The 22,473-nt window shown below is 43.6% G+C and carries 24 protein-coding genes and 3 pseudogenes; 18 read left to right on the top strand and 9 right to left on the bottom strand.

Going from position 1 to position 22,473, the window contains the following annotated elements:
- Nucleotides 1-336: 336 nt before the first annotated feature.
- A complete protein-coding gene (locus L0M13_RS09380; RefSeq protein WP_235196249.1) occupies nt 337-630 on the top strand; it encodes a hypothetical protein in 294 nt (97 codons plus the stop codon).
- A gap of 259 nt (nt 631-889) precedes the next feature.
- Here L0M13_RS09380 and L0M13_RS09375 read toward each other — a convergent pair whose 3' ends face one another.
- The 3 genes from L0M13_RS09375 to L0M13_RS09365 all read right to left on the bottom strand — a co-directional run bounded on the left by L0M13_RS09375 (nt 890) and on the right by L0M13_RS09365 (nt 3,069).
- Entirely contained in the window at nt 890-1,834 is a 945-nt protein-coding gene (locus L0M13_RS09375; RefSeq protein ID WP_235196248.1) for a cation diffusion facilitator family transporter, read from the bottom strand.
- Nucleotides 1,835-1,907: 73 nt separating this feature from the next.
- Nucleotides 1,908-2,243: an ArsR/SmtB family transcription factor gene (locus L0M13_RS09370; protein WP_235196247.1), complete on the bottom strand. Its 336-nt coding sequence runs from the start codon at nt 2,241-2,243 to the stop codon at nt 1,908-1,910.
- Between the two features lie 358 nt (nt 2,244-2,601).
- A complete protein-coding gene (locus tag L0M13_RS09365) occupies nt 2,602-3,069 on the bottom strand; it encodes a class I SAM-dependent methyltransferase (RefSeq protein ID WP_311195543.1) in 468 nt (155 codons plus the stop codon).
- A gap of 362 nt (nt 3,070-3,431) precedes the next feature.
- Here L0M13_RS09365 and L0M13_RS09360 point away from each other — a divergent pair.
- A pseudogene (locus L0M13_RS09360) lies at nt 3,432-4,821 on the top strand (murein hydrolase activator EnvC family protein).
- A gap of 49 nt (nt 4,822-4,870) precedes the next feature.
- On the opposite strand, the gene L0M13_RS09355 reads toward L0M13_RS09360, so the two are convergent.
- From L0M13_RS09355 to L0M13_RS09340, 3 genes are all read right to left on the bottom strand, one after another.
- Complete coding sequence (locus tag L0M13_RS09355; protein WP_235199295.1) at nt 4,871-7,039, bottom strand: heavy metal translocating P-type ATPase; 2,169 nt, start codon at nt 7,037-7,039, stop codon at nt 4,871-4,873.
- 242 nt (nt 7,040-7,281) lie between these two features.
- On the bottom strand, nt 7,282-7,647 hold the full coding sequence (locus L0M13_RS09345) for an ArsR/SmtB family transcription factor (RefSeq protein WP_235196246.1): 366 nt from the start codon (nt 7,645-7,647) through the stop codon (nt 7,282-7,284).
- 76 nt (nt 7,648-7,723) lie between these two features.
- The gene (locus tag L0M13_RS09340) at nt 7,724-8,338 is read right to left on the bottom strand and encodes a CadD family cadmium resistance transporter (RefSeq protein WP_235199294.1); all 615 of its coding nucleotides are present in this window, start codon (nt 8,336-8,338) and stop codon (nt 7,724-7,726) included.
- A gap of 240 nt (nt 8,339-8,578) precedes the next feature.
- On the opposite strand from L0M13_RS09340, the gene L0M13_RS09335 reads away from it, so the two are divergent.
- The 6 genes from L0M13_RS09335 to resA all read left to right on the top strand — a co-directional run bounded on the left by L0M13_RS09335 (nt 8,579) and on the right by resA (nt 12,706).
- Nucleotides 8,579-9,109 (top strand): copper resistance CopC family protein, encoded by a 531-nt coding sequence (locus L0M13_RS09335; protein ID WP_235196245.1) that lies wholly within the window; start codon nt 8,579-8,581, stop codon nt 9,107-9,109.
- Complete coding sequence (locus L0M13_RS09330; protein WP_235196244.1) at nt 9,110-10,201, top strand: copper resistance D family protein; 1,092 nt, start codon at nt 9,110-9,112, stop codon at nt 10,199-10,201. It abuts the gene before it with no gap.
- Nucleotides 10,202-10,232: 31 nt separating this feature from the next.
- Nucleotides 10,233-10,916, top strand: a complete 684-nt coding sequence (locus tag L0M13_RS09325) for a DsbA family protein (protein WP_235196243.1) — start codon at nt 10,233-10,235, stop codon at nt 10,914-10,916.
- Nucleotides 10,916-11,356, top strand: a complete 441-nt coding sequence (locus L0M13_RS09320; RefSeq protein ID WP_235196242.1) for a disulfide oxidoreductase — start codon at nt 10,916-10,918, stop codon at nt 11,354-11,356. The genes L0M13_RS09325 and L0M13_RS09320 overlap by 1 nt, the downstream gene beginning before the upstream one ends.
- A gap of 63 nt (nt 11,357-11,419) precedes the next feature.
- Complete coding sequence (locus L0M13_RS09315; RefSeq protein WP_235196241.1) at nt 11,420-12,127, top strand: cytochrome c biogenesis CcdA family protein; 708 nt, start codon at nt 11,420-11,422, stop codon at nt 12,125-12,127.
- A gap of 42 nt (nt 12,128-12,169) precedes the next feature.
- Entirely contained in the window at nt 12,170-12,706 is a 537-nt protein-coding gene (gene resA, locus L0M13_RS09310) for a thiol-disulfide oxidoreductase ResA (protein ID WP_176295239.1), read from the top strand.
- A gap of 67 nt (nt 12,707-12,773) precedes the next feature.
- Here resA and L0M13_RS09305 read toward each other — a convergent pair whose 3' ends face one another.
- Together L0M13_RS09305 and L0M13_RS09300 are read right to left on the bottom strand one after the other, a co-directional pair.
- Complete coding sequence (locus tag L0M13_RS09305; RefSeq protein WP_235196240.1) at nt 12,774-12,992, bottom strand: hypothetical protein; 219 nt, start codon at nt 12,990-12,992, stop codon at nt 12,774-12,776.
- A gap of 221 nt (nt 12,993-13,213) precedes the next feature.
- Nucleotides 13,214-14,417 (bottom strand): annotated as a pseudogene (locus L0M13_RS09300) (Nramp family divalent metal transporter); the annotation flags it as partial.
- A 484-nt stretch (nt 14,418-14,901) separates the two neighbouring features.
- Between L0M13_RS09300 and L0M13_RS09295 the strand changes: the two are divergent.
- From L0M13_RS09295 to L0M13_RS09275, 5 genes are all read left to right on the top strand, one after another.
- Nucleotides 14,902-15,558 carry a hypothetical protein gene (locus L0M13_RS09295; protein ID WP_235196239.1) on the top strand — a complete coding sequence of 219 codons (657 nt, stop codon included), beginning with the start codon at nt 14,902-14,904 and terminating at the stop codon, nt 15,556-15,558.
- Nucleotides 15,559-15,977: 419 nt separating this feature from the next.
- Nucleotides 15,978-16,328, top strand: coding sequence for a DUF3221 domain-containing protein (locus L0M13_RS09290; protein ID WP_235196238.1), 351 nt, complete (start codon nt 15,978-15,980; stop codon nt 16,326-16,328).
- A gap of 227 nt (nt 16,329-16,555) precedes the next feature.
- Nucleotides 16,556-16,795, top strand: a complete 240-nt coding sequence (locus L0M13_RS09285) for a hypothetical protein (RefSeq protein ID WP_235196237.1) — start codon at nt 16,556-16,558, stop codon at nt 16,793-16,795.
- A gap of 73 nt (nt 16,796-16,868) precedes the next feature.
- The gene (locus tag L0M13_RS09280) at nt 16,869-17,150 is read left to right on the top strand and encodes a hypothetical protein (protein WP_235196236.1); all 282 of its coding nucleotides are present in this window, start codon (nt 16,869-16,871) and stop codon (nt 17,148-17,150) included.
- 139 nt (nt 17,151-17,289) lie between these two features.
- Nucleotides 17,290-17,703 (top strand): hypothetical protein, encoded by a 414-nt coding sequence (locus L0M13_RS09275; RefSeq protein WP_235196235.1) that lies wholly within the window; start codon nt 17,290-17,292, stop codon nt 17,701-17,703.
- An 83-nt stretch (nt 17,704-17,786) separates the two neighbouring features.
- Here the strand turns inward: L0M13_RS09275 and L0M13_RS09270 are convergent, their stop codons facing one another.
- On the bottom strand, nt 17,787-17,999 hold the full coding sequence (locus L0M13_RS09270) for a hypothetical protein (protein WP_235196234.1): 213 nt from the start codon (nt 17,997-17,999) through the stop codon (nt 17,787-17,789).
- 1,021 nt (nt 18,000-19,020) lie between these two features.
- On the opposite strand from L0M13_RS09270, the gene L0M13_RS09265 reads away from it, so the two are divergent.
- The 5 genes and pseudogenes from L0M13_RS09265 (at nt 19,021) to L0M13_RS09245 (ending at nt 22,373) form a co-directional block, all read left to right on the top strand.
- Nucleotides 19,021-19,413 carry a hypothetical protein gene (locus L0M13_RS09265; protein WP_235196233.1) on the top strand — a complete coding sequence of 131 codons (393 nt, stop codon included), beginning with the start codon at nt 19,021-19,023 and terminating at the stop codon, nt 19,411-19,413.
- Nucleotides 19,374-19,685, top strand: coding sequence for a hypothetical protein (locus tag L0M13_RS09260; RefSeq protein ID WP_235196232.1), 312 nt, complete (start codon nt 19,374-19,376; stop codon nt 19,683-19,685). Before L0M13_RS09265 ends, L0M13_RS09260 begins: the two co-directional genes overlap by 40 nt.
- 32 nt (nt 19,686-19,717) lie before the next feature.
- Complete coding sequence (locus tag L0M13_RS09255; RefSeq protein WP_235199228.1) at nt 19,718-19,942, top strand: hypothetical protein; 225 nt, start codon at nt 19,718-19,720, stop codon at nt 19,940-19,942.
- Between the two features lie 1,264 nt (nt 19,943-21,206).
- A pseudogene (locus L0M13_RS18565) lies at nt 21,207-21,495 on the top strand (hypothetical protein).
- 506 nt (nt 21,496-22,001) lie between these two features.
- Nucleotides 22,002-22,373, top strand: a complete 372-nt coding sequence (locus L0M13_RS09245) for a YciI family protein (RefSeq protein WP_235199226.1) — start codon at nt 22,002-22,004, stop codon at nt 22,371-22,373.
- Nucleotides 22,374-22,473 lie beyond the last annotated feature (100 nt).

Below are 22,473 nucleotides of genomic sequence, written 5' to 3'. Positions count from 1 at the left end.
CACCAGATTATCAACAGAAAAAGAGCTTCTCATGAATTTTTTCTTTTTTTACACCGCGTGATTTTACGAGCATTGTAATTACCATACTCTCAACTAAATCCTCATTGTATAATCAAGAAAAAATAGATTTTCCAAATGTTCAACAAATAGAATATTAACTAGATAATAAAAAACCTTTTATACCTATGCTTGTGCACAAGTTGATGAATTAAAGCTTATAATAGTCGGTCTGTTACCTTACATAAGAAAATTATCCTTTCGGAACTAAGCCAAGCTCGTTAAAAGATTTTATATTTTGATGGTTTGTGCGATTCAAGGCGGAGAGGAGGTTTCCAAATGTTTACGAAATATCGATACGAGCACATGAAGTTGTCTATAGAGCCAAGAGCGGTAGAGGAGGCGCAGAATCGTTTGGCCGAAGAAAGCAAGGAAATCATCAAAAATGGAGAGAGATTTATGAAATACTTCCTGAAGAATTCTACGGCAGATGGAGTTTTGGTTAAGACAATCAAAGAGATAGCTTTTGATTTAAGTATTCCTTCTTATATGCTTGTTAAAATACTCGAGGTTCTTGAACGTGAAAAGGTGATTTATCGCCGAAGAGGCATGATTGGATTATGGAAAAATTAAAGGAGAGCCTGTTTTTTGACTGCCGCTCCATAATATATCCTTTATAACAACGGTAGCTGAAAAGAGACAGTAGATTCAAGAAAGAGAAGAGGCCGGTTGACCTTCTTCTCTTTTTTCATATTTATAATTTTATTGAAGTCTAACTTCCAGAAGAAAAGTAACAGACAATTGATTACGGAATATATTAAATTATTTACCAAACGAAAAAATGAAGTTCTTGCATCAAAAAACTACAAAGATTGAACTACAACTGTTCATCCTAATGGTGATGATCGTGTGAAGGTTCATTTTTTGCCGTACAAAGAATGGACTCATCATGTTCATGGGCACTGGTTTCCAACTGGATGGTGACATGCGTAATTCCTTTGTGCGTCAAATCGTGTTCAATCCGATGCAGCATACTTTCACTCTCAGCGATGGTGAGCTGATCATTTACAACCGCATGGCACGACAAGGCATTGAGTCCACTGGTGATCGACCAAATGTGCAAATCGTGAACACCTTGGATTCCCTCTGTCTTTTTAATGGTCTGTAGGACGTCCTCTACATCAATGTTTTGAGGCGTTCCCTCCATTAGCACATGAAGAGAAGCCTTCGTTACATAGTACCCGCTTCGTAGGACGAGGACTGCCACGATTACACTTGCTGCGGGATCCGCCCATCCCCAGCCAAAAAACATGATGAGTAAGGCGGCCGCAATGGCGCCGATTGATCCCAGCATGTCACTCAGTACATGCAAATACGCTCCACGCATATTCAAGTTATCTTCTGTATCTCCACCGCGCATCATAATCCAAGCGACCAGGATGTTAACCAGTAATCCAATAACGCTGATAATGAGCATGCCGGTCGTTGCTACTTCTGGAGGGTTAGCAAACCGGTCAATGGCTTCATAAAAGATATAAAGGGCCACGCCAATCAATGTGGCACCGTTGATGACCGCGGCGATAATTTCAAACCGTTTGTAGCCATAGGTTTTGCTGTAGTTCGCTACTTTTTCAGCCAGTTTGAAGGCAATGAGGGCAATCGCCAGTGAAATGGAATCGCTCAGCATATGCCCGGCATCCGCTAAAAGCGCCAAACTATTGGTGAGAAAACCTCCGATGGCCTCGATAATCATGTAACTTGTAATGATTAAAAAAGAAATGAACAGCACCTTTTTGTTTGCTCCGTGTGTGTGGTCATGATTGTGATCATGGGCCATTTCAACTCCTCCTTTCAAAATTATTCTTCCTTATAAAGCCATTCATGCTTTTAGCCATTTTCCAATTTTATTCTCAATGATGCGCAGCGTGCTCAATGGCTTGTTTCAATAGGTTCATGATGTGGTCGTCGTCTTTTGAATAATATAAAGTGGTCCCAGCTCTTCTGTATTTCACCAGTCGCAGCTGCTTCAAAAAACGCAATTGGTGCGACACGGTAGACTGGCCCAAATCCAATCGTTCAGCCAATTCGTTCACCGAGTGTTCCGCGGAACAAAGCAAATTCAAGATACGGATACGGGTCGGATCGCTCAATGCCTTGAATGTTTGAGAGACGACAAAAAGGGTTTCTTCATCCAACGGATGTTCGTTTTCCATATAATCTACTTCTTTTTCAAACTCCTGCGTCATGTTGGTAGACACCTCCAATAGAATGGATAAAAAAATATCAATATATGAGCATATGTTCATATATTGATTATAAGGAAGAATGTGAAGGAATGTCAAGCTAAGTCCTGTATAAATTCTAACTTAACACGGTTGATAGTCCGTCCTTATCAAGATAGATTAAATACCTTCCATATAATATAGGTAAGTATATTTTTATGAACCCCTTAAATACGTTGTTTGCTGAGAACAATCTTTCTATACATTCCATTGAACAGGACCGGGACATCTTCTTTGACAAGTAAGGTTCCATTATTATTTTCGACCAATCTATCAAAGTCTAAGCCAATATCGGTTCCTAATAATTTAATGACGGGTCGAATCATTTTTTTAGGAAGTGAGAGCTTTTTTCTCTAGGAAGGAACTTATCAAAGAGCAGTATTTCTCCACCAGGCTTCAACACTCTTTCCATTTCCTTAAAACAATCTTCTGCATGGGGAACCACGGAAAGAATCAAAATTCCGATGACCACATCAAATTGGTTGTCAGCGAATGTCATTTGTTGGGCATCCATTTCTATGAATTGAATGGAGGAGTCTTTAAACTTCTTTCGGGCTTGATTGAGCATATCTTCCGAGTAGTCTATGGCGGTAATCTCCATTCCATCCAGATCCAACAGTTCTAAATCAGCTCCCGTTCCGACACCGACCACCAAAACTTGTTGTTGAGGATTGATGGTTATTCCATGGAACACGTTTTTCCGTGCAGCCAGAAAGGGACCCGCGTTGAAGAATATATCGTAGACCGGGGACCATAATTTATAAATGATTTTGTTCCAATAGTTATTCAATGCACTCTGCCTCCTGTCAGTTTCTAATTTCTGCATGTTCCTCATTTTTCCTTCAGTCATCTTCTCGAGTAAAAGAAATTAAGTAGGCAACTTTAATAAATAGCGTATTTGTTAAGTAATCGGGATTTGAAATTAACAAACAAATATTTCGTTGCTAGAAGAAAATGAAATATAAATGTAACAGGAATTAAATGTTTAGCTGATATACTAAGCAAGTCGGATTTTTTAAAGAAGCGTAATTCGGCAAAGAGTAAAATCATGTAACCTCAATAAATTTTAGCTTCACCGTGCAAGCTACTTGGAGCTGAAATCGACTAATACATACCAAAAAAGTAGAAAGATTCTGGAAGGGGAACAAGCACTTGATTTCGAAATGGATGGTAACCGGTTTATCCTCTGTCTTGGCCTTGTCAATTTTAGTGCCAACAGCGAATGCGGATACATTAAGCGAATTGGAACAAAAACAGCAAGAAGCACAACAGCAGCAAAGTGAATTGAATTCCGGCATCAATGAAAAAGCGGGGGCAGATCAATCAAAACGCTTCCAAGCTGGAACAGCTGGCGACGAAAATAGCGGATTTGAATACCCAAATCAATGATACCCAAGCCAAAATCAGCAATGTCCAAGCTCAAATCGATCAGACAAAAGTCGAAATCGATGAATTGAACAAGTCAATTGAAGAACTGAAACAAAAAATTGCTGAACGTGAAGAATTGTTGAAAGAACGCGCACGCGCCATTCAATTAAGTGGCGGCTCCGTGGATTACATTGACGTCTTACTTGGAGCCAATAGCTTTATCGATTTCATCGACCGGTTCTCCGCTGTCAATACCTTGATTGAAGCAGACCGGGAGATTATGCGTGATCAGGCGGCCGACAAAGAGTTATTGGCCGATCAAAAAGCTCAAGTGGAAACTAAACTGGCCGAACAGGAATCACGCCGCTCGGAACTTGTTGAGTTAAAAGCTACCTTTGATGGTCAGAAGAAAGAACAGGCTGGCTTGGTGAAGAATTTAGAAGCGGAACAGCAACGGTTAGCAGCAGAAAAAGGCAGCTTGGAAAATCAACGCAGCGAAGTCATCGAAATTAGTGCGGATTTGGAGCAACAAATCGCCGCTGAACAAGCCCGACTAGCTGAAATTGCGAGAAAAGCGGAAGAAGAACGTCAACGGAAACTAGCCGCTGAAAAAGCCAAAGCAGAAGCTGCTGCAAGAGAAGAAGCGCGCGCTAAAGCAGCCCGTGAAGCGGAAGCTGCCAAAAGTGCTAAGACAGAATCTGTGAGCACGCCAAAAGCTGAAGATGCAGCTGTAAGTGCTCCGAAAGAAACAGTAGCGCAGCCATCATCAAATGGGATATTTATTCGGCCAATTTCTGGTCGTTATTCATCTGGGTTTGGCGGACGTGATATTGGAGCAGGGGCAGAATCGCATCTTGGGCAAGATATTGCCAATGTAACCGGTACGCCAATTTCTGCAGCAGCCTCTGGTTATGTTTCTTATGCAGGAGCAATGGGCGGCTACGGAAATGTCGTCATCTTGACACATTCCATCAATGGTCAATCCTATGCGACAGTTTACGCTCATATGAGCGCCATTAAAGTCTCAGCTGGCCAAGCAATTTCACAAGGTCAAACGGTTGGACTGGTCGGCAGTACAGGCCGTTCTACCGGGCCTCACCTTCACTTTGAAGTTCACATCGGCTCGTGGAACGGAGCTCGTTCAAACGCCGTAAACCCGATGAATTTCTTCTAATAGAAATGCAAAAACAGCGTGCATCTTTTCAGGTGCACGCTGTTTCTTTTTATTCTTTTACACGCATCAGCCGTAAACTGTTGAGGGCCACCAGGAGAGTAGCTCCCATGTCGGACATAATCGCGATCCACAGGGTCAACCAACCCGGAATGACCAACAGCAGCGCAATTACCTTGATCCCGATGGCAAACGCGATGTTCGCTTTGATGACATTCAAGGATTTCCGGCTCAATTTCACCGTGAATGGCAGCTTGCTCAAATCGTCGCCCATCAAAGCGACATCTGCCGTTTCCAAAGCCGTATCGGTTCCAGCACCGCCCATGGCAATCCCAACGGTAGAAGCGGCGAGTGCCGGCGCGTCGTTCACGCCGTCTCCAATCATTGCCACGTTGCCGTACTCGGCCCGTAAGCGTTTGATGACATTCAATTTGTCTTCTGGCATCAGCTCGGCCTGGATTTCGGTGACACCGACCTCTCGGCCGATGGCCTGACCGGTCGCTTTGTTGTCGCCCGTCAGCATGATCGTCTTCTTGATGCCCATATCGTGCAGCTTCTGGATGACTTCCTTGCTGGAGTCCCGGACTTCATCGGCCACGGCAATTATCGCCAGGATGTGTTGTTCCGTGCCGATGATCATCGCGGTTTTGCCTTGTTCTTGCAGCGCCGTTACGGTTTGGTCCAGGGTGTGATCGGCACTTGCAGCGCCCAGCTCGTTGAAGAGAATCGGGCTGCCGATGTAGTACGTAATTCCTTCGACAGTTCCTTTAATTCCTTTGCCGGTGATGGAAGAGAACTCTTCGACTAAGACAGAGGTATAAGGGATATTTTCCTCGTCCGCTTTTTTCATGATGGCGGAGGCAAGGGGATGCTGCGAGCGGTACTCCAGCGCTGTCACGATGGAAAGCAGCTCTTTTTCGTTTATTTGTTTGTTTATAACTTCAAAATCCGTTACAACCGGAACTCCTTTAGTCAGTGTACCAGTCTTATCGAACGCGATGGCCTTCAGTGCACCCATTTCCTCCAAGTAGACGCCGCCTTTGATTAGCACGCCTTTTTTCGCTGCGTTCCCGATGGCCGATACGATTGAAATCGGTGTCGAAATAACCAACGCACACGGACAACCTACCACTAAAACAGCTAATCCTTGATAAACCCAGGTTTCCCAGCTGGCATCAAACAGAAGAGGCGGAACAATGGCCACGAGTGCAGCTACTGCCATGATGATCGGTGTGTAGTATTTCGCGAACTTGTCGACAAATGCCTGTGATGGGGCGCGTTCGCCCTGCGCTTCCTCGACCAGATGAATGATTTTTGCGATGGTCGTGTCTTCGACCAGTTTGGTGATTTGGACTTCCAGCAAGCCTTCTTCGTTCAGCGTGCCGGCGAAGACGTCATCGTTCACGGTCTTGGCAACCGGCACGGATTCACCGGTAATTGCTGCCTGATTGACCGCCGAATAGCCGTTAGTTACCGTGCCATCCATTGCAATCTTCTGGCCGGGTCTGACAATCATGGTGTCGCCCACCACAATGTCGTCCACCGAGATTAGAAGTTCCTGGCCATTCCGCCGGACCAGTGCCTCTTTCGGCGCAATGTCCATCAACGAACGGATGGATTGCCGGGCTCGGTCCATCGAATAGCGTTCCAGTGCTTCACTGATGGCAAACAAGATGACCACGATGGACGCTTCCGCCCATTCGCCGATAAAGGCTGCCCCGATGACCGCGACGGTCATAAGGGTCTTCATGTCGAAATCCAGACGAATCAGGTTCTGCAAGCCGATCTTAAAGAGTGAGTACCCACCAATGGCAATGGCTGCCACAAACAGGAGGGACGTCATCAGGTTATCTTCCCCGTTCACAGATTGGGAAACGTACCCGAAGACAATCAGCAGGGCGGAGTAGAGCAGGACGCTGTGCTTTTGGTAGAATGGCACTTTTTTCTCTGTTCGTTCGGTCGCTTTTTCAGTTCCGGTATTCGGGATAGCTGGACGTCCGGTTATTTCAGGCGCCACCTTCAGGTTTTCAAAGGCACCGGCTTTCTCCAGTTCATCGATGGTCGCTGCCCCATAAACGGAAATTTTAGATGCACCGAAATTCACTTTGGCATCCTGGACGCCCGGAATCTGCTTCACATTCTTCTCGAATTTTCCGGCACAGTTTGCGCACGAAAAGCCCTCGACCCGGTAAACACTTTTGTCTTCGACTGCCACCTTCACTTCAGGAACCGGTTGGCGTTTCAGTTTTTCCGGTGCCACTTTCAAGTTCTCAAAGGCACCGGCTTTTTCCAATTCCTCGACCGTCGCTGCGCCGTAAACCGCAATTTTGGAAGCTCCGAAGTTCACTTTCGCATCTTGGACTCCAGGAATCTGCTTGACGTTCTTTTCGAATTTCCCCGCAGTTCGCACACGAGAAGCCTTCAACCCGGTAAACGGTTTTGTCTTCGGTTTCCTTTGTTTTTTCAACCAACGGAAACGACCTCCTTCTGATGGAGGAAGGCCACTTGTACCAAGTGTTTCACATGCGCGTCATCCAGTGAGTAGTAGACCAATTTACCTTCCTTGCGGTATTTCGCGAGTCCCATATTCTTCAACAAGCGCAGGTGGTAGGAGGCGGTTGCGGTGGAAGAGCCGATGATATTCGCCACGTCGCACACACAAAGTTTGTCCTCCAGCGAGAGGGCATAGGCAATCTTGATACGCGTATCGTCCGACAACGCCTTGAAGATTTTCGCCACTTCCAATGGATTCTGTTCCGCCAATTGTTGCTGGACTCGTTCCACCTTTTCTTCATCTATACAGACCACATCACAAATATCTTTTGCCAATTTCTTTCACTCCTTTTTCGTTTCGTTCTTCCAGCAGTTCACTTTCCTCTAGTCATTCAAAGCTTTGAAAATCACCTTAACTCACCAATTCCCAAAGGAAACGGAAGGTTCCGTTCTCCATCATAATCAAGATGCCGAGTCCAATAAAGACAATGGGGACAATCCAATGCTCCCATTTCTCGATCGTTTCCGAGATTGTTTTAATGGATGCCAAACGGTAACTGAGGTAACACAAGACAGCGACCAAAATGGCGAAGACGACCAGCATCACAACGGTCTCACTTGGATTCAGGGTTGAGAAATACGGTATGTACACGCCGATGTTATCGCCGCCTGCTGCCAAGGTGATGACTGTCACAGTGATAAACAAACGGTTGGGCTTTCCTGAAGACAGGCGGGACAAAAGATTCTCTTCGTCTTCCTCTTCTTCTTCTCGTTTCCAGACCCGGATACCCAGGTAGATGGGAATGAGGCCCAGCAAACCGACCCAATGAGGGGGGACAAGTGTCAAGCCGTAGGCAGCCAACAGGCTGACACCCACCAAAATGGTAGTTCCTAAATATTGTCCAACGACAATGGATCTTAATTGGCCTTTTTTCAGCGTCTGCGAAAAAAGGATCAGCAAAATAATGACGTAATCAATGCTTGTCGCAACATAAGCGACAACCGCGGTAAAAATCGTGGCTACCAGCATCACCAACTCCTTTAAAAATACGACTGGTATTCAATATACACCTCATAGTTAAACATTCAAACGAACGTTTGATTAATGTAAGTGTATAAATTTTTCGCTGAATTGTCAATTATATATTCAAATGGTTGTTTTAATGTTTGAGCTTGCTTGTTAGAATGAACAGGGAGTGAACAACCGAAAGGCTCCTTCGAACTTAAAATAGTACATCTTTTCTTCTAAGCATAAGGAGGCAAAATCATGAAAAAGATTATCGCATTGACGTTATTGGTCTTCTTACTGTCCGGACCAAGCGCCTTTGCTCATACTGGACTCGAAAGCAGCACACCCGCTGAAGGGGAGGTTGTGACCGAAGAGCTGCAGGAAATGGTGCTGGCATTCAATACCGAGTTAGAGAAAGCCAGCTCATTCACCGTTAAAGATGCTGAGGGAATGGAAATTCCACTCGGAGTCTCAGTCGAGAACGACACAATGGTTGGGACACTCGGGGCTGCGATGGCAGACGGGGAATACACAGTCAACTGGAATATTATCGGGGCAGATGGCCATCCTATTGAAGGCTCCTATGCGTTCACTTTAAAAACGGGTGCGGAAACAGCAGTACCGGATGTTCCAAAAGAGACGGAAGCGCCTGTAGAGACAGTGCAGGAAGTGCAGGCACAACCAGAAGAAGAAGCGGGATCCTCATACACCTTAGTGCTGGTACTCATGGTACTAATCGTGGTGGCAGCCTGTACTTTAATCTGGACGGCGAAGAGAAGGGCGAACTAGATGATTGGGGTGTACTTAACGGAAGCGTTGCTTTATCTTTGTTTTTCGCTACTAATCGGCACCTTGCTCATCCATTTAGTTCCGCCTCACCTGAAGCCGCCTTTGAAGCTATCCAAACGGGTGCTGCAGGTGTCGATTCTGGGGATCGTCCTGTTGTCTGCTGCACCCGTAGTTCGCGTGATCCTGTTTTTATATGAAGACATCGGGTTGCTGCTGACGATTCGGAACGTGATCGGAGAATTTGCAGTAGGGAAAGCCTGGACATTGACCATTATCGTATCGCTCTTTTTCTATCTATTTGTTTCTGTAATTCCGGTATTGGAGCGAAAGGCCTTCATTTCGGCAGCTCTGGCATTTACGGCAGTTCTGCTGGTCGCCTTAGGCTGGGCGAGCCATTCTGCTTCTCTGAACGATTGGAGCGGGCTGGTTTTCCATACCCTTCATTTTGCGGCTGTCACGGTCTGGGTCGGCCTGTTGCTGGTCGTCAGCTGGTTTTCCACGTCCCAGCAGAACTGGCTGCCCTTCTTGAAGTGGTACACGCCAGTAGCCCTGAGCTGTTTGGCGTTAGTGATCGGTTCCGGCCTCTTCATCATGACCCTGGCCGTCGAACTGACGGAATATCAGGAAACGTGGATGATGCCTTATGGGCAAGCGTTGTTGCTGAAGCATTTGATGGTTCTTCCGGTTCTGCTTTTTGCCCTCATCAACGGGGTTTGGATTCGGCGGAAACTGCAGCGCGGCAGCGGCATCAACCCGCTGCCTTGGGCAAAGGCGGAAAGTGTTATCTTGCTGCTGATTTTCATTACGACGGGGGTTTTGGGACAGCAGGAGCCGCCCCATTCCATTGAGACCTATTTACGGAGCAGCGGCCCCTCGAAAATCTTCGATTATTTCTATTCCGGCCAGATCGATTCGGCCATGACCTTGCAGTTCGGGTTTAATCTGTTAAGTATGTTATTTTTACTCGTGGCAGCCGTGTTCGGCTTCCTGGTTGTGTATTGCTTCAAGCAAAAGATGCCGGCACGCGTTTCGCTAGTCATGAGTTTATGTTGTGTCTTAGCGATGTACTTGGGATTGATGACAAGCATTTAATCAATAGATCACCATAGAAAAGAGGGATTTTATGAATCAGAAAAATAAGAAGAAACAATCGGGGATGAAGCTAGCGGTAATCCTGACATTGGCAGCAGTCGTGGTTCTCGCAGCCATCGTGGTCTTGACGAACCAGCAAAGTGCCTCGTCTGTGGAAACCGCAAAAGTGGACATCACGGGCCAACCGACGCTTGGCGAAAGCGATGCACCAGTCACAATCGTGGAATTCGGGGACTTCAAGTGCCCTTCTTGTAAAGCGTGGGGAGAAATGGTGTACCCGCAGCTGGTGGCAGACTATGTCGACACGGGCGATGTGAAATTCGCCTATATCAATGTCCTGTTCCATGGCAATGAATCGGTTGTGGGCTCATTGGCAGCCGAAGCGGTCTATGAACAAAACCCGGAATCCTACTGGGATTTCCACAAAGCCTTATTTGCGGAACAGCCGACTGAAAATCACGATGGGACTTGGCTGACGCCGGAAAAAACCTTGGAAGTGGCTTCTCAATTCCCAGCCATTGATCCAGAAAAGCTGAAAGCGGACATGGAAAAGCAAGAGACCATGGATAAAGTCGAAGTGGACAAGGCGTTGGTAGAGGAGCACGGCGTGTCGATGACGCCAACAATCGTCGTCAATGGCCAGACTCTGGAAGATCCGTTTGATTACGACGCCATCAAAGCGCTTATCGATGAAGCATTAGCGGAGGCAAACTGATGGAAGAGACCCACAAGCAATCTGACAAGAGTGGTTTTTGGCTTTATGGAGCCTGGTTCGTTTCATTATTGGCAACGCTCGGCAGCCTGTACTTCAGTGAAATCAAAGGCTTCATTCCATGTGACCTGTGCTGGTTCCAACGAATCTTCATGTATCCCCTCGTAGTGATTTTAGGGATCGCAACATTCCAGAACGATTGGAAGATTGCCCGTTACGTCCTGCCGTTGGCCCTTATCGGCGGCAGCATCTCGGCCATGCACTACATGGAACAGAAAATTCCGGGATTCGGCGGCATCCGTCCCTGTGTGAGTGGGGTTCCCTGTAGCGCGGAGTACATCAACTGGTTGGGGTTCATCACCATCCCCTTCCTTGCACTCATTGCTTTTCTGATGATTACGATTGCGATGGTGCTGTTGATTGTGAAGAAAAAAACCAATTAATATACCGTATTCTACAATAGGATGACGTAAATAAATGAGCGTCATTCAAAAGGAGTTCTTTCTATGGCAGAAGTAAGTTTAGTGCTGGCGTTCGGCGCCGGGCTGTTATCGTTCCTGTCGCCTTGCGCGCTTCCACTGTATCCGGCTTTTTTGTCCTACATCACAGGTGTCTCGGTCAATGAGCTGAAAACGGGGAAAGGCGCGATGAAAAAGAGTGCGCTGATTCATACCGTGCTGTTTTTATTCGGATTTTCCATCATTTTTCTGGCGCTTGGCTTATCAACTTCGTTTATCGGTGCTTTCTTTTTTGAGAACGCCGACCTGTTGCGCCAATTGGGCGCCATCTTGATGGTATTTTTCGGTTTGGTGCTGACCGGCGTCCTGAAATTCGATTTCCTGCTTTCGGATAAGAAAGTCCATTTCCAGAAGCGGCCTTCGGGCTATACGGGCTCCGTGGTAATCGGACTGGGTTTCGCCGCCGGATGGACGCCGTGCACCGGCCCGATCCTTGCTGCGGTCATGGCGATGGGCATCGCCGATCCGAGCCGAGGGCTCTTGTATATGCTGTTTTATGTTTTGGGCTTTGCGATTCCGTTCCTCTTGATGTCGTTCTTTATCGAGAAGATGACCTTCCTGAAAAAACGGAGTGCCCAGTTCATGTCGATTGGTGGGGGCTTGATGGTCCTCATGGGCGTCATGCTGTATTTTGATATGATGACGGATGTCATCGCATACCTGTCGCAGTTCACGGGCGGATTCACGGGATTCTAACCGTACAAGTGGAATAGATGAAAAGAAAGGGAGGAATGTGGCTTGGCGACAAAGAAGAAGAACCGCTTTTTCATGAGAACCGCCATCTTGCTGGTTCTCGCCGGGGCAATCGGGTTTACACTCTACAACAATGCCACCAAGGAGAACCGGGAAGTGCTCCAGGTGGGAGATCCGGCGCCGGACTTTAAGTTGACGGATTTGAACGGGGAAGAGCATCAGCTGTCTGACTATAAAGGGCAGGGGGTATTCGTCAATTTCTGGGGAACGTGGTGCAAACCATGCGAAAAGGAATTTCCGCTGATGGAAAGGCAGTACCAGGTCTACAAGGACCAGGGGGTCCAGATCTTGGCCGTCAACATCGCGCAATCGGATTTTGAAGTGAAGCAATATGCCGAACAGCGTGATCTGACGTTCCCGATTGTCATTGATAAGAACAAGAGCGTCATGGAAGCTTATAACATCATCCCGCTGCCGACGACACTTCTGGTGAATGCCGAAGGCAACATCGAAAAGATCATCACCGGGGAAATGTCGGAAGAAGACATCCAAAGTTACATGGAACAGATCAAACCCATTTAATCATAAGAATATGCAAAAGCGCTTCACATTTTCGAGAGTGAAGCGCTTTTTATTGAATCCATATTCTTTAATGTCTGGCTGCCAGAGACGCCTTCACGCTCTTTTGATGCTTGTATACCTTTAACCAGAGAAAAAGTGCCAATCCAATAAAGAGGATGGGCATTTGCCAGCCAATCTGATCCGCTGCTATGAAATCGTATATGGACCAAATGAGCAGGGCACCGCTATAAAAGAGAAACCCAATAGCAGAAGACCAATCCTTTTGGTCGTTTTTCTTTCCCGTCATGTTGTTACCTCCTCTTTTCATGATGAACTATTGAAACATTCATCAAGGCAACTGCATCAGAAGAGATACCAGCAAAAGCTTTGCGAACTGATACAGGACATGCCCAAGTTTAACTGTAGTACAGGTTTGTTTAAAATCAATTCATCTTTATGTCATATTGATGAAAATTCCTTCCCCCATACAAAGGATTACTCTTTTGCCTCTAGTAACGGAAGTTCTTCTTAAAACAGCATCTGGAGCGTTTGGTACAGCAGGAACAGATTCAGGACAATGATGACCGAGGCAATGGCCCAAGCAAGGAACTTTGTCAGCCAATGGTTCACCAAGCTACCCATGATTTTTCGGTTACTGGTGAAAATGATCAGGGGAACCAAGGCAAACGGAATGCCGAAAGACAGGATGACCTGGCTTAACACCAACGCAGCTGTCGGATTGACGCCCAACGCGATAATGGCCAGCGGCGGAATCATCGTAATGGCTCTTCTCACATAAAGCGGGATTCGGCGTTTGATATACCCCTGCATGATGATGTCGCCGGTTTTGGTCCCAACGGAAGAACTCGCCAATCCGGACGCCAGCAAGGCAACCCCAAACAAGATGGCGGAAAACGGGCCGATGATCTCGCCAAACTGGTTGAAAGCCACATCCAAGTCTTCGACGAGCAGGCCATTGCCAAAGAAAAGGGAAGCCGCAACAATCAGCATACTGGCGTTTACTGCGCCTGCAATGATCATGGCTATCAACACATCAAAAAATTCATAGCGGAAAATCTGTTTTCGTTCGATTTCCGTTTTCCCGATGACGCGTTTTTGCGTTAGAGCGGAATGCAGGTAGATAGCATGCGGCATAACAGTGGCCCCGAGGATACCGGCGGCCAACATGACACTATCCACGCCTTGGAATTGGGGTGTGAACAGCCCCTTGAAAATCGAAGACGGTTCCGGTTGCGCAAAAACCATCTGCAGCCCAAAAGCGAGGACCACAATCAGTACCATTCCCGCAATTCCGGCTTCCAGCTGGCGCACCCCTCTTCGCTGCAGCTCCAGAATGGCAAAAGAACCGACAGCAGCGATCAATGCTGCCGGAAACAACGGAATGCCGAACAAGAGATATAACCCCAAAGCCGCCCCGATAAATTCGGCCAGATCAGTTGCCATGACGACCAGTTCGCCTTGAATCCATAGACCGAAAGATACCGGTTTGGGCAGATTTTCCCGCTGACACTTCCGGAAGATTCAGCCCTGTAGCAATGCCCAGTTTGGCCGATAAAGACTGAATCAGAATGGCCATTAAATTGGATGCCAGCACGACCCACAGCAAGAGATAGCCGTATTTCGAACCCGCCGTGATGTTCGTGGCAAAATTCCCCGGATCGATGTAAGCGACGCCGGCAATGAAAGCAGGTCCAAGAAAAACCAGTACTTTGTGATGCTGTTTCCGATAAGCGGTGATTTCCTCGAACGATTTGTACTCGGACTCCGCCGGCTTGACCTTCACCTCAATCATGACGCACTCCTCCTTTTCGAGATGGATGACTAGTGCTTAGTTTCCTGTAGGATAAAATGTTTCCTTTGTGAAACTATATGATGAATTTAAGAGAAATGCAACTTAAATATCTGATTTATTTGAAATTTAAATCATTTTTAGCGAGTTTACATATGACTAATTACCGGAAGCAAGAAGACGAATCGATATAAATGGAGAGGAAGAGAGGATGCTCAACTAGAGCTATTTCTCTTCCTCTTTTTTTGTAAACATGTACTTTTACGAACGCTTTAATTACTAAAAAAATCAGCTGGCTATTTAATGAATGGTTAAGTATATTTAGAGGAACAAGTCTGACAACTAAGGGAATTACAGGCCAATTCGATTTAGAGTTTTATTCAATGGATAAAGAGGAGAAAATACAATGAATAAAAAATTACAGAATAAAGGATATAAAGTGATTGAAGGGGAAGGAAAGTACGCACATTTTTTCGGTGGAAATTCAATTCAAACCCTTCCTTGTCCGACTTGCGGGCTTCCGGTGCAGGTTCTACTTGTCTTCGATCTAGAAGATCCTATCTTCAAAGATATTGGACAAGGACTTTCAAGATTACCATTAGCTAATTGTTTAAATTGTTCAGGTTGTTGGGACACTCAGTATTATGAAGTGGCCGAGAACCGCATCTTGAATTTGCAACAATTCGACGAGGAGAAGTGGTTTATGGAGGAAGAGGACAGATTACCTTCGCCCCTTCCGGAAATCCCGATTCACTTACTGCCACTAGCCAAAAAAGAAATTCTTTCTGTCAAGTCCAGTGAGGAAAAGGTGTATGAAGTTTTCGATCAATTAGGGGCGAACTACATCGCTCGTGTTTTCGGTGGACGCTTAAACGATTTCGGAGAAATGGAAAAGATATCTTGCATATCTTGCACTAAAGACATGGATTATATTGCATCACTAGGGGAAGATTCGACTGAAGGTAAATTAATCTCCGTGCTGCCCTTTTTATTTGGAGAAATGGTATTCAATTTCTTCTACTGCTACAAATGTAAAGTGGTCAGGGTAGAACCGATCCATTGAAACAAATAGTTTACATATCAGCTCCTTATCGAAAGAGGGAACTTCAAATGAAGTTCCTTTTCTTTTTCGTTTGAGAAACTGTACTTTTACGAACAGTTTTCTTCTCATTAGTAGACCTGAAGATGAGGTAATCGCTATTAAATTAAATTCAGAACTTCCTTGTTATTGATACCACTAGAAAACGAAACTGCTCTTAATGGAAAATGATACATTTGAAAGAAGGCTTTATAAGGTTTTATCCAAAAGAATAGAAGAAGGCAGATAAAACAGAAACTGTATCGAAACAACTTTTAACTGACAGCCTATACAAAAATAAAAATTTGAAATTATAGGGTATAATTGCCATTAGTTCATTAAAGTATATTACGGAATTATAAGAAAAGAGAAACCCAAATAATGAACCTTAAGGAGGAAGATCAATGAAAAAAATGATCATCATAGTACTTACGTTGATGTTACTGGTTACCGGTATAATTCTTTGGGTGAATACTCAAGAAAGTATCGAAGGATATGTTTATTCTTCTAAAGATTCATCCCTATGGGTTATTGAACTTGAAGAAAAAGAAATAGATGGTGGAAGCAATATTGCTAAACTATTGGAGGCAAAAGCCGCTGATTCAGAAGGAATCATATTTGAAACCGCCTTGTTAAATAAAGTAACCAACACCTCTTCTTTCAAAGAAGGAGAAAAAGTAAAAGTCTTTTGGCCAGGCGGGGCATTCCAAACAGCACCCAGTCTGGTTGAGAATACTTTTCTCATATTAAAATAAATCATAAATGTTTCATGGAAGGAGTGTGCATGATCAGGGGAATATAAGCTTCACACATCGGAAAAGGAGACCCATAGAATATATGCATTATTTATAATTAGGAGAATGATGTCAAAGAAACTGTTGAAGGTTCAAAAGGTGCATCTACCGTAACGCCAAAAAACGGCGTCATTAAGTACACCCTCGCGGCGCCATGACAATGTCATGACAGCCGTTATCTCGAAAAAATGGAAGGTCTTGCAGAAGAGAACCAAAGTCTGAAAGAAGAGATGCGAAAACATGACTTTTTATTTGTGGAAATCTTAGAAGAAATGAGGCATAAACTGGATTGGATAGAAGAGAATCAGAAGCAACTAGCTGTATCAATGCGCGAAAAACCAGAGCTGGATTCACAAGAATCGTCCTTACAGAAGCTAGAAAGCGAATCTAAAACGATAGCACCAAAAAAAGACACCTTAGTTTTATAGGCGAGGATCTGGAACCAATAAAACCACTAGGCGCTGATATGTTAAAATTCAGAAAAATAGGGGGGTAGCCAGGATGAATATTATTTCGAAATCTCTACTAGGAGCAACTGCTATCCATGGTATTTTTTTCATGAGTACGATGACGGTAGGATACATAAAAACGGTGAATAATAAACCAGATTGGGAGGCCGCCTGGGCTAATGCAGAAAATCTGTCAAATGAAGTCGCTTTCGGTTCTGCATCTTCTCCCTTTTTGTATGCTGGTTCGTTTTTAGCAACCGTGTTAGCATGTGGAATCGTTTTGAGAATGCATGATAAATTCACCTCTAATCCTTCGGAAACAAGAGTATCGTAAACCTTTTGATTTTAGCGATTTTGAATGTAACTTATGTGCAGTTAAGTTACATTCGGTTCTATTTTCTAGAAAATGAATCGAAGACCTGTCGAAAAACGTAGGATATCTTGAACAGAAAATTAGAGGAGGATATTTGACTATGGCAATCATGAAAAAAATTTTAATCCTTTTTCTATTGGTATTGATCAGTGGTTGTAGTTCTAATCCCAGCTACCGAAATCTTGAAAGCGCAATAATACAAACTTTTGACGGAAGTGGGCAAGAAATTGAGGAAAAGTTCATAAGCGATGAGGAAGAATTAAAGGAACTTTACGATTTAGTAGAAGAAGTAGAGTGGCAGGACAGTACTGAGCTAGCAACTAATAAAAATATGACCATTACTTTTTTACACGACATATATAGTGGACAGCCTGAAAGATTAGTGAGATACGATATCTTAGTAGATGATTCAGAAGGATATTCGATACTGTTAAATGATGAAGAAAACCAAAAGAAACTAGGAGTTTTAAATGATTCCAGTTCTTCTTTCCTACAAGAACTTCTCAAAAACTAGTTTCACTCAATACTTAAAGAACTGAATGTAACATATTGTGAATTAAGTTACATTCAAAATTAAGGAAAACAAATGTCTCACAGTTAGTCTATATTTGATTTTTTTGTGTTTCCTGATTTCTTGTATGCATATAAAACATAAATAGCATTTAGAATGAACAATACTATTGCGGATATTAAAAAGCCAAGTATTCCAGGTATATTAGGCCCCGTTATTAAGAAGAAAATAGTAGCTAAAACAAACGCAGTAAAGCCAGCCATACTCATTTTCCATCGGGAATTATCTAGTCTTGACATACCAACGTTCCCCCTTTCTCATACAAAGAGTAGTTAACTTAAAAATTACTAGTTTGGACTAGCTTAGGACAATTTTTTTTAAAAAAGATAATAATTGTCTTTAGTATAACTGAAATAAATAATATTTTTTAAGAATTCTGAATGTAACTTAATGGCAATTAGGTTAGATTCGAAGTACTTGATTTATCTTAATTTCAGTAACATAGGAAAAAGGGAAGTATTGAAAATTTAAGTTATATAGCTGTTTAGCAATCAGCCGTGATCATGATGATTATTGAAATTGAAGGTTACTTCAACCAAGCCTTATTTTATTGGCTGGTGAAAAATGCTCCAAGCAGCAATTGAGGCAAATGTATCGACAAGCAGGCCAATTAACTTTTGAGACTCGTGACTTTGCCAATGTGTTTTGACGGCTTCATAACTTTGATCAAATTCCGTATTCAGAGGATATAGAAGTTGATTTTGTCTTAGATATGGATACTGGCAAAATCTACCCTCCGAGGTACTAACTTTTAGGAACCAATTTTCGAGAATTCCTATTAGATGTGAATGTAACTTAATACTGCATTCACAATTATTATTCCAGCGAGCTTCTAAGAATGATAAAAAGGAAAAGGGTATATTCAATAGTCGGTTTTTTAATGCTTTAAGGATGGAACTTATAAATGGATATATGTATTACGTACCATCCGATTATGGAAAGGAGCGAAGTGAAAGGCATAGCTTCTTTCCTTGTTTTTCGTTTAAGTACAATTGAAAGAATATTTTTTCTACTTAGAATTTGGCTTTCACTGCGTTGACTGGGTATATTAAAGGAAAAAAGGATGCAACTACGATAGTTGAATTATGAGGTGTTTCTTTGAGGTCTGAACTAACTAAAAAAACCATTTTTATAGAAACTTCTCAACAGGAGCGATCAGTAGAAACCGTTGATGCGGACTGGAAAGATAAGTACGGACTGGCCCTTCTTTCTCGGAAAAAGAAAAAGACCTTTATTCAAGTAAAGGGGGTTGAGATAGGGGTGGACTTTACTGAACATAGCTTATCTCGGATCCGCTGGGTGGATAACCTTCATCTCCTAGTAGCCACGTATGAACAGGAAGAAGACAACGTAAATGTATTTATTATTGATTTGGCGGGTAATCTTCTCCACTCTTTTCATGGAGGTGAATCGATCCAAGAAATAGCCGTCGGAAGCGAAGGGATCTGGATCAGCTATTTTGATGAAGGCGTTTTCGGAAGCGGTATTTCGACCGAAGGACTGGTCCTTTTTGACAAGACTGGACAACTCCTATTCCGCTATCACTCTGATTTAGTGGAACAGCCTGGTATTGCTGACTGTTATGCGATCTGCACGGGGAGTGCATCTACGGCTTGGCTGTTCCCATACACCGATTTCCGCTGGTGGAAGTGAATCCGAAAGAGCGGACTTTCCGCTCTTATCCCGTTCCGGCAATGCTGCACGGCGCTGATGCAATTTGTGTTAAAGGGATGTACGCCTACTTTTTCAACCCATATGGTGCTGCTCCAAAATTGTATGAATGGCAAATCGGCAAACAGGAACCGTTGTTGCTCGGAACTATTCAAGGAACCGTCAGAGGGTTGGATCCATCCGAAATCAATCATTTCATCTCCATTACGGATCGGGAAGTGGCACTGTATCAAGTCATAGCGAGGGACAAATAAAAACCGATTGAATTTTCATATGGAGGAGCCTGATGAAACTAAACGAATTTCTGAATCTACTCGAAGAGAACCAGATTTACTATAAATTGAATAAAGTAAGAGCAGAAGCTATTATGGTGGAAGTAGCGGTGCCAGGCGAAAGGTGGGAAATCGAGTTTTCAGATGAAGGAACGATCGAAATCGAAAAGTTCACAAGCGATGGCAAGATTTACAGTGAAGCAGAATTAGACGTACTTCTCAGGGATTTTTCTGATTGATTCATAAAAATTCGGCGATAAGTTACCAGCGAAAAGATACATTCGAAAGATGAGTGCCCACGCTTGAAGTAGAGAAGTTCAAAGGGACACAGATTTACATACGAGGGATTGTAAAATGCAGCCGTTATTTTAACCATATAACATAAAAAGGGAAGCGTTGCTGATATGCAATGCTTCCCCTTTTTATATGTATATGTGTACTTTTGCGAAAGTTCTTATTTACAGGCATATCTAGCTAATGTGTTTAGTTTTCCGTATATTAAGCATAACGGTTTTAATTTTATTAATATGAGGTAACTGAGGAGGAACTATGGAACAAAGTAAACTTCGTATAAGAAACGACGAGGATGGAATCACCGTATTAATCGGCAAATATAATGTACAAGAATCGATTCAGTATATCCAGACACACCAAATCAAAAGGGTAAAGGTGACCGATTACTACGAAGAATCCCAGATCGATTTCCTTCGTGAATGTCCAAGCATCGAATCTTTTTTGCTGCAAGGTCCGTATGTAAAGAATGTAAGTGGACTCTATCATTTGAAGGGGCTTAAATTTTTGTCAATCAATGATACAGCCCCTTCCTTGTCAATCGATTTTAGCCAATTAACGGGAGTGGAAGAGATTAACGGCACACTGCCTCCTAAAGCCGCAGCCCTCGACAGCCTGATTCACTTGAAAAAAATACGGATCTGGGGCTATAAACCAAAAGGGAAAGACCTGAAGGAATTTACAGAGATGAAAGCGCTCGAAGATCTCGAACTCATCAACTCCAATATTATTTCCCTGGAGGAGATCCAAGGATTGAAGAAGCTGCATCGGCTAGGATTGTTCAGAATGAGAAACTTGGGGGACATCAGCGCGATCCAGCAGCTGTCGGGAAATTTGAAGGATCTTGACATCGAGTCTGCGAAAAAAATAGCGGATTTTTCGCCAATCGGCAAGGTCCAGTCGCTTGAATATTTGGCTTTAAACAATTGTGGAACGATTCCATCCATCCGTTTTATAACGCAGCTTCCTCATTTAAAGGGCGTGAGATTTTGGGATTCCACTGTAGAAGATGGAGACGTCTCCCCGTGCCTCCAGCTGGACTACGCGTATTTTACGAATAAGAAACATTATTCGCACAAGCTGATCGAAAAGGATCGGTCCGATGACGGCCCTTCTTTGATCGAGCAATCTTTACCGCGAGCCACTGAACGGGTTCACCAAAACACAAATCAGCTGGAGCAGCCGTTGCCTACTGAAGCTTGGAAAATCCGGATGGATGAAGAAGACGACGACTTGTTTACAGAAGAAAATATAGCCGCAACAGAGAAAGTACTCCAGAAGTATAGCGAAGACATTTTTCACCTTCAGGATCCAAGTGAAGAAGAACTCATTCGGATTGTACAGGAAACCGTGTTTCGTCTGAATGCCTTAAATGAGGAATCCGATTTTTTTATCGAAACACTGGAGCGGGGAAGAACTTGTGGAGTTCATCCTGGAAAAAGCGCAAAGTGCTGGCTTAGAGACAGAGGAAGATCTTACAGAAGAATGGCGGGAATGGTAGGAGAATTCTAATAGATGTTTTATAAGCTAAGAAAGAAAACCAATATCTAGCGAAGTGAATGTAACTTAAGTGTAGTTAAGTTACATTCAAAAAAATCCACATTAAATAAGTTACATTCAAAATCAGAATCCCATTGTCTCGATTAGAAACTAAACGAAATTGAAGTTTCTCCTCTCTTTGTTCGTAGAAGTGTACTTTTACAAACGCTAACTTAGAGAAAGTATAAAATTTTAAGACAAAATTTCAAAAAGAATGTCGATAAAATCGAAATTCATTCGTTTACTTCCAAGTGTAAAAGGTAATTTTCTTTTAAAGCTCGGAAGAAAGAGGGAAGCGATGGAAGAATTTCAGCGGGCTTCTTTGTTAACGCAAAATGTTCAAGAACAAAAATTGCTATTGAAACAAGTTAGAGATTGTATGGAATAAAAATTGGTTTTGTCGATTTTTCAATTTGCTGATCGTTGTATTAGTAGAAACAAAAAATGAGTAATTAAGGAGAGATGATCATGCAGTTTTTATGTATGGGGTACTTCAACCCTGAAAAAATGAATGCACGCCCGACGGAAGAGATTGAGGCAGTGATGGAAGAATGCCAACCGCATATTGAGAAATTTTATAAGAGTGGTAAGGTACTGCTTGATGCCGGTCTGGAGTCAGAAACCAAAAATTTGCAGCGTGTAAAAGATAAAGTCATCGTAACAGATGGGCCGTTCACAGAAACGAAAGAGCTCATTGGCAGTGTATTCGTTTTTGAAGCTGAGAATATGGAAGAGGCGATCCAAATAGCCTCTATTCATCCGACGACACAAGTAAAGGAAGGCGAAAAGTTAGGGTGGCGTATCGAGGTTCGTCCTGTTCATTACTTTAAAAACGATTAATGAGTCAGCTTAATGACCTGCTCGAGAGCAAGTGGGCTATAAAACTACGAAACGAACCCAACATACACCAACCTAATCGGAAGTACATGCAATATGTTTA

Source organism: Planococcus sp. 107-1 (genome assembly GCF_021513255.1).
Classification (GTDB): Bacteria; Bacillota; Bacilli; order Bacillales_A; family Planococcaceae; genus Planococcus.
Note: the sequence above shows the minus strand (reverse complement) of the source record. Positions and strands in the feature narration are given on the sequence as shown.